11 protein-coding genes are annotated in these 6,432 nt (G+C 33.0%); 7 read left to right on the forward strand and 4 right to left on the reverse strand.

Annotated features, from left to right (window positions below; all coding sequences use genetic code 11):
• Positions 1-146 precede the first annotated feature (146 nt).
• The 3 genes from J7E77_RS25405 (at position 147) to J7E77_RS25415 (ending at position 1,919) form a co-directional block, all read left to right on the forward strand.
• Positions 147-1,040 carry a hypothetical protein gene (locus J7E77_RS25405; RefSeq protein WP_214717707.1) on the forward strand — a complete coding sequence of 298 codons (894 nt, stop codon included), beginning with the start codon at positions 147-149 and terminating at the stop codon, positions 1,038-1,040.
• A gap of 61 nt (positions 1,041-1,101) precedes the next feature.
• Positions 1,102-1,569: a UPF0158 family protein gene (locus J7E77_RS25410; protein ID WP_214717709.1), complete on the forward strand. Its 468-nt coding sequence runs from the start codon at positions 1,102-1,104 to the stop codon at positions 1,567-1,569.
• Positions 1,570-1,715: 146 nt separating this feature from the next.
• Positions 1,716-1,919, forward strand: coding sequence for a hypothetical protein (locus J7E77_RS25415; protein WP_214717710.1), 204 nt, complete (start codon positions 1,716-1,718; stop codon positions 1,917-1,919).
• A 41-nt stretch (positions 1,920-1,960) separates the two neighbouring features.
• On the opposite strand, the gene J7E77_RS25420 is transcribed toward J7E77_RS25415, so the two are convergent.
• The 3 genes from J7E77_RS25420 to J7E77_RS25430 form a co-directional block, all read right to left on the reverse strand.
• Entirely contained in the window at positions 1,961-2,308 is a 348-nt protein-coding gene (locus J7E77_RS25420; RefSeq protein WP_214717711.1) for a hypothetical protein, read from the reverse strand.
• A 23-nt stretch (positions 2,309-2,331) separates the two neighbouring features.
• Positions 2,332-2,538, reverse strand: coding sequence for a hypothetical protein (locus J7E77_RS25425; RefSeq protein WP_214717713.1), 207 nt, complete (start codon positions 2,536-2,538; stop codon positions 2,332-2,334).
• 264 nt (positions 2,539-2,802) lie between these two features.
• Positions 2,803-3,195: a hypothetical protein gene (locus J7E77_RS25430; protein WP_214717715.1), complete on the reverse strand. Its 393-nt coding sequence runs from the start codon at positions 3,193-3,195 to the stop codon at positions 2,803-2,805.
• A 70-nt stretch (positions 3,196-3,265) separates the two neighbouring features.
• Here J7E77_RS25430 and J7E77_RS25435 point away from each other — a divergent pair, with 70 nt between their 5' ends.
• The 4 genes from J7E77_RS25435 to J7E77_RS25450 all read left to right on the forward strand — a co-directional run bounded on the left by J7E77_RS25435 (position 3,266) and on the right by J7E77_RS25450 (position 5,935).
• Entirely contained in the window at positions 3,266-3,652 is a 387-nt protein-coding gene (locus J7E77_RS25435) for a hypothetical protein (RefSeq protein WP_214717716.1), read from the forward strand.
• A gap of 1,129 nt (positions 3,653-4,781) precedes the next feature.
• Positions 4,782-5,015 carry a hypothetical protein gene (locus tag J7E77_RS25440; protein WP_214717718.1) on the forward strand — a complete coding sequence of 78 codons (234 nt, stop codon included), beginning with the start codon at positions 4,782-4,784 and terminating at the stop codon, positions 5,013-5,015.
• 178 nt (positions 5,016-5,193) lie between these two features.
• Positions 5,194-5,484, forward strand: coding sequence for a DUF5316 domain-containing protein (locus J7E77_RS25445; RefSeq protein WP_214717720.1), 291 nt, complete (start codon positions 5,194-5,196; stop codon positions 5,482-5,484).
• Between the two features lie 118 nt (positions 5,485-5,602).
• Complete coding sequence (locus J7E77_RS25450; protein WP_214717722.1) at positions 5,603-5,935, forward strand: hypothetical protein; 333 nt, start codon at positions 5,603-5,605, stop codon at positions 5,933-5,935.
• 109 nt (positions 5,936-6,044) lie between these two features.
• Here J7E77_RS25450 and J7E77_RS25455 read toward each other — a convergent pair.
• The coding region (locus J7E77_RS25455; protein ID WP_483861475.1) for a DUF6198 family protein at positions 6,045-6,432 on the reverse strand (388 nt) is incomplete at its 5' end.

The raw sequence follows: 6,432 nt of genomic DNA on the forward strand, positions 1-6,432 counted from the left end.
TTAGTTGGAACGCCGTATGCGGTGAAAGTCGCACGTACGGTGTGAACAGGGGGAAAAGGTGGCGATAACTTCAAAGCCTTACCTATCTGTATTAATAAGGAATGATATAATTATTAATAATAATTTAAGTAAGGTAGGATAGAGGATTGATGAATATTCAAAAATTGACTCAAATCATCTTAGTAAGTATTTCAATCCTAATTCTAAATGGATGTGTCTCTAAAGATGATTTAAAAAAGCCAGTTCAAGATTATCTAAAAACTAATTATGGATTTAAAAAGGAGTTTCAAATTATAACAGCAGAAAACAATTTCTTGGTAGATGATAATTACGATACTCATTTAAGAATAGATAAACCGTACTCAGCGTATCCAAGTCTTACTTTTGAAAAGGAGACTCATCAGGATAAAAGTATTATCTATAAATTTGTTCAAGAATCAAGTGATGATTTTTATTTAGAAATGTTTAAAGGTGCATATATAGAGCAGCATCCTGAAGTTATTCACACGATTAATAAAATAATAAAAAAGTATGGTTTAGTAAAATATCCTCAAAAAGTTGTTATTGAGGATGGAGAACCTGCCTACATGTTCCCTTTCGATAATATTGAATTAAATATGGTATATTCTCAAGAATTATTAGAAGATTTTAAAAGGACCCAAAAGATTGATACCAATGCTCTTTTACCTACATTGAAACCAAGTGATCCTCGGCGTGAAAATTATAATTCGAGGTATATAGGTGTGGTGAATTTTTTATTTGAATTTGACATGAATAAAAATAAACATCCTATTCCAAAAGCTAAGGATTTAATAGTGGACTTTCAACAAAGTGGGGTATTAACTAAAGGAATATACAACATTGATATGTCGGTAGATGATTCAAATCCTGATCATTTCGTAGGATGGGAGTATAATAATGTAGCTTTATTTGAAGTTGATGAAAATGGTAAATATACTATAATTGCTACACCTAAATATGATGATCTAGATAACTCATACTTTTACGGTGATTATGTAGCTAAAAAAATTAAACAATAGGTACATTAACTTGTTCAACTAACGGGTGCATTACTAAAAAATATCAAAAGGTGATCTAATAATGACTATACAAGTCAAACTGAAAGATATAATTGAGGAAATGGAAATACAGTTTGAAGAGTCACATTCATTACTAAATATTAAAACGGGTGAAATAGTGTTAGTAACATCGGAGGACTTGAGAGAAGTTGAAGACGAAAAACCATTTGATCATTTACCGGAATGGGAACAAGAGAATAGAATGATTGCAATTGATGTGGTTGAGAACTTTGAAAATTATATAGAGTTACCTACTAAATATGAAGTGAATGAATATGAGATAATGGAAGACTTTTGCCTAACAGTAAGTGATCAACGAAAGCAGGACTCCTTATTAAGAGCAATTAAGGGAAAGGGTGCCTTTAGAAGATTTAAGGATAAAATAATAGATTTTGAACTGGAAGAACAATGGTATTCATACCGTGACGAGAATTTTAAACAAATTGCAATTGAATGGTGTCAAGAAAATAAAATAAATTTTATTGAATAGAAATGCCAAGCGGTGATTACTGAACCAAATGGTAATCACCTTTCTTATTAAAGTAACGGGCAGTTTAGTTGAACAAGAACTGTGTATCTGTTTAGGAAAGAACGATATAATAGCTATATAAAATCTTAATTCTTTGAGGTATTTAAATGGCGGAAATATGGATACAGGAAGAAAAAATTAATGAAGATTTTTTAAATCAGAACGGACATCATATAAAGTTAAACGGAGAAATCAAATCTGTATTTTTCATTGGGGAAGGTACTGAAGGAGATTATGTTAAACACAATTTAAATTTCTTACAGGGTTTATTAATTTCACAAAATGTTTTAATTTACCAAAATTCTTCATGAACTACTCTCCCTTAATAAAAAAATAAGCCACTTAAAGTGACTTATTTCTGGATGGTCCCCGCATCCAATCCCATAGTTGCAGCTACTACCTGCTTGTTTTCATTTATGGTAGCGAACATATAATTCGTGGGAGAAGTAACATAATTCAATTCGTCCGAGGTAATATTGTCCTTTAACTTAAGTTCCTGCTGTAAGTGATAAATTCCTCCAAACTCAGGAAGATTCGATATGGCTGCTTGCCCGTCTGTTGGAGTTCCCCAAACTGTCACGATTTCAGCTAATCTATGCTTTCCAGTCACTTCAAGAAAGGTGAAACCGAATTTATTTTTTGTACTATTCATTAGGTTTCTAAGTTCACCAGAAAACTGAACATCCATATCAAACTTCACGATATTTCCATTCCTAGTGATTTTTAGAATACCGTCCTTAGGTTCACACCATTTATTTCATTTTGATACTCCGTAACAGAGTCAGGATCCTTCTTCACCTGAACTTGTTCCGATTTTGCAGGTTTTGCAGTTTCAGCTTGTGCCTTAACATCCTGTTGGGGCTCCAAATTTGAACAGCCGGAAATCACAAGGGACATGACTAATAAGAAAGCATAGATTAGTTTTTTCACTTTTCATCCTTTGACTAAAATAGTTTTATAAAGGTTTAGAAACCTTATCTGCATAATCATCATAGAAGTATTTAGCGTTTACGGCCTTTCTGGAAGTCTTCACTCCATTGCTGTAATGAACAATGTTTCCTGCTGTAGAAACCGCCTGAGAGCCTGTAGAGATAGTGGTAGTGGTATATGCCGGAAGATTGAATGTGTATGTAACTGACACTGATGAAGATGTTCCGAACGATACCTCCGCAGTGATATTAAGTTTCCCCTGGATCAATCCAAAGTTTGCTTTTGTTTCGTAGGAAGCTCCAACCGCACCATTTGCAAACTTCGTTCTGGAAACGGTCCTTGATACACTATCAACCGTGGAACTATTATTTGTGATGGTAGTTCCCCAATCTTTGCTCTTGTAAAGTGACTTTGAGTAGTATTCGTACTCATCACCAGTATGGGAACATAGTACGCATTTATACCGCCTGAATCTGTGACGTCCTGAAAATCTTCTTCAATAGGTGGATTATAGTGGATGGCCTCGATTACTAAATGACCGTCCTTTTCCTTTTTCACCTCGTTCGTTGCGAAAGCCGCTGTTGTGGAAAAAGTTAATAAAGATCCTAATGCAACAGTAGAGACTAACGCCTTTAACACCTTCAACTTTTTCATCATATCCAGTCTTCCAATATTTGGATATTTAATTGTCCTACTCCATTATACCGTGATAGGGTTATTGTGAGGGTTGGGAAAATTATATGTTGTTTCCTTCAAAAAAACATATAGACAAGCCATAGTCCAATTCTATTATATTGTAGTTGAACTGAGAATATGGTTGGGAAAATTTCTTAATTTTTGTTTTTATGTTGAAAAGGGAGAGATACTTAAATCAGATGATTATTTGAATAATAATGAAAAAATAAGGAGGCTTGATGAAATAAGTTCTGAGTTAAAAAATTATGAACAAAAAGTCTTGGCAAAATCAGTAGAGTTTCCGATTCTTAAACCAGCATATATTCCAGAAGGGTATTCATATAAAGAAACAACCATACGCCCGAAAACAGGTTTTTTCCGTAAAGACCCTTCGGTTAAATTGGAATATCAAAAGGGTGAATCTGGACTCTCTATTTAAGCGGATGGGATTTTCAATATACAGATTCTTATACTTTAAAAGGCTTTGAACTAGATTTTAAACATTCTGATGATACTAATATTCAAGGTATGAGATTAATCGTGCCAGAAAAAGGAATTAAAATCTCTATACTAGCAGACTTATTAACAAAGGAAGAGATGGAAAAAATCCTGTTATCAATGGTCGAAAAGAAATAAGAGGTTCATTCTTTTTGAATCATAAACAGAACTTCCTAAATGCTTACCTTGATAAAAGATTGTGAAAAAATGTACTTAAAGTAACGGGTGCTTGAGTTGAAGATACAGCAGCTGACTTGGCGGCTTTTTGTTAAAGGGGCAGGATAGTGGAATACAGGTTTTATGATCAGGGGGTTTGTGTATGTTAATTCTGTGTTCAGGAATTACAGGTTTTCAACCAGCACCATCGGTTAAAGAGAATAAATTCAAACAAATATGTTACTCTTTGTTTGGTTCAAAAGTATTGGACTTTATTGGTGGTGAACCAGGAAAGAGTTTTTACGAGTGTATTATTAAGGTTAAAGATAAAAGGATTCATATTTTGCTTAATAGTCAGTATGCTTTTAGGCTTTTACATCGACTCGTGAATTCAATGTGGATTATTTTCCCTTCATTGATGAACCTGATATTGCACAGCCATTCAAACAGTATTATAAAATACTGCATCCAAACCAGTTGAATGAACCGTTAAGATATACTCAAAAAGGTGATAAGATTATAGTGAAAAACTAGCTAATCGGAGTTCTTATTAAGCTAACGGGTGCTTTTGTTGAAATTGGGATTGCGTCGTAGCAAGCCCTATTTTTTTATTTGAAGACACTGAGCAAATACCTTTACAATTGTAAGCGTTTTCAAATATAATGTAATTAGGTCAGATGACAATGGTGGTCATCACGGTATTCAGCGTAGGCGGAGCTGATACTAACAGGAGCTATAAGCTCTATTTTTTTTTGCGAAAAATTACTTATTTAACGGTGCTTTGTTAATTAAAAATGATGATCGTTGCAGAAGTCTTTTTGTTGTTGGACTAATGGGCAAGGTAGTTGAAGTGGAACAGTGACAAACTAACAGGTATATAAATTCCTTAAAAGGAGTAAGAAAACCGTACAATTATGAAAATAGTGGCTATTGGTATTATATTGGTTGTTGGCGGAAGTATCATTTTAGGGTGGTTTATTAAAGAAGCTTATAAAAATTATAAAAATGAAAGTACAAAAACTAAAATTTTCTATTTCGTATGGGTGATTTTAGGTGTCGTATTAGATTTAAGTAATGGATTAATTATTATTGTTGGTCTTATTTTATTAGGAGCTCTTTTAATAATCTATTCCCCACTCTTCAACTAACGGGTGGAAGAGTTGTAGATCAGAGCTGTCATTATGGCAGCTTTTTCTTGTAACTAACAAGCAGATTGGTTTAAGAAGTTATGTGGGAATTTTTGTATTTATAAAATTCTGAAAATGTTATAATTAAAAATGTAAACTAATTGGAATTTAACAAAAAAACCATAGGGATGTGTTAATTATGAAGAAATTAATTATAGGAATTAGTATCGTGGTGGTCGCTTTTCTAATTTCAATGTTTTCAAGCAATTACACTTTATTGTATAAAATCACAGGGGCTGTCGGAATTATCTCACTGATATTAGGAGCTTTGTTATCTGGAGCATTCTTGGATGGGGATAGGTTGGGTAGAAATCTACAATCTGAATCAAAAGAAGATAGAAAACAAAGATTTTCACAAACTAATTCTATATTGTTAATAGGATTACCTAATTTATTAATTGCAGCGGTTTGCTTTTTTCTAATGAAATAAATGAATAATAGTTACCAAATCCCTATTGTTTGTTAAACTAACGGTTGCTTTCCTTTAAGAACTGGTTGCTGCGGCAGCCTTTTTTCTTGCTCCACTAACGGGGCAGGTTAATTTAAAGGTGATTTTCGATAAAACCCCAATATTTAACTCAACAACTTGGATTAATAATGTTCCAGAAAGCATTTGCATTTATCAAAGTTCAACGGATGAAAAATGTTCTGAAATTAAAGATGAGATTAAAATAGAGAAAATTGTTGGTTTTATTAACGAAGCTATTGATTGGAATGAAGAAGTATCACCTCGTGAAAAAACAAGCGTAATTGATTTCGGGGATATGAGTATAAAGGTTCAATATGAAAACGAAAAAGAAATTTATTTTCAATCAGAAAAAGGTACAAAATTGATGAAACCAGAACCTGATTTCTTTGAACTTACAAATCTTCCACAATAGGTCTTATTCAACTAAAGGGTGCTTGAGTTTAGGCTCAGCTGCCGTTCTCGGCGGCTTTTCTTATTCAAGTAGCGGGCAGGTTAGTGGAACAAGAATAACAAAAACCATTCTATATTGAATGGTTTTTGTCTTTATGATAATTTGGTGATGTACTAGAGTGTGTTAATATGCGATCTATTACTTTTTTAGTAAGTGGCATGAAGTAATTGAGTATTATCCCTCCTAAACAAACGGTTAATAAAGTTCCAATGCCAATTGGTCCATTAAAAATCATTGCCATTATCAAGAATACGAGGTAAACGAATGTTCTCGAAAGAAATATATTTGTTCTAGTTAATTCTTGTATGATTAATGTTAATCGGTCAACTGGAATGGGGGCAAAATTTGTGTGTAAATAAATTGCTGTTCCAAATCCTATAACAACTAAGCCGATAATAAAACAAACAACTTTGCTATACCATAGTTCAGGTGCTATTGTGAAAAACGGTGTTAAAATC

This window comes from Bacillus sp. ISL-77 (genome assembly GCF_018613105.1).

Excerpts from the sequence above, each read along its gene's own strand:
- J7E77_RS25410 (WP_214717709.1), top strand. The coding sequence starts at position 1,102 with ATGACTATACAAGTCAAACTGAAAGATATAATTGAGGAAATGGAAATA.
- J7E77_RS25415 (WP_214717710.1), top strand. The coding sequence starts at position 1,716 with ATGGCGGAAATATGGATACAGGAAGAAAAAATTAATGAAGATTTTTTA.
- J7E77_RS25430 (WP_214717715.1), bottom strand. The coding sequence starts at position 3,195 with ATGATGAAAAAGTTGAAGGTGTTAAAGGCGTTAGTCTCTACTGTTGCA.
- J7E77_RS25440 (WP_214717718.1), top strand. The coding sequence starts at position 4,782 with ATGAAAATAGTGGCTATTGGTATTATATTGGTTGTTGGCGGAAGTATC.
- J7E77_RS25445 (WP_214717720.1), top strand. The coding sequence starts at position 5,194 with ATGAAGAAATTAATTATAGGAATTAGTATCGTGGTGGTCGCTTTTCTA.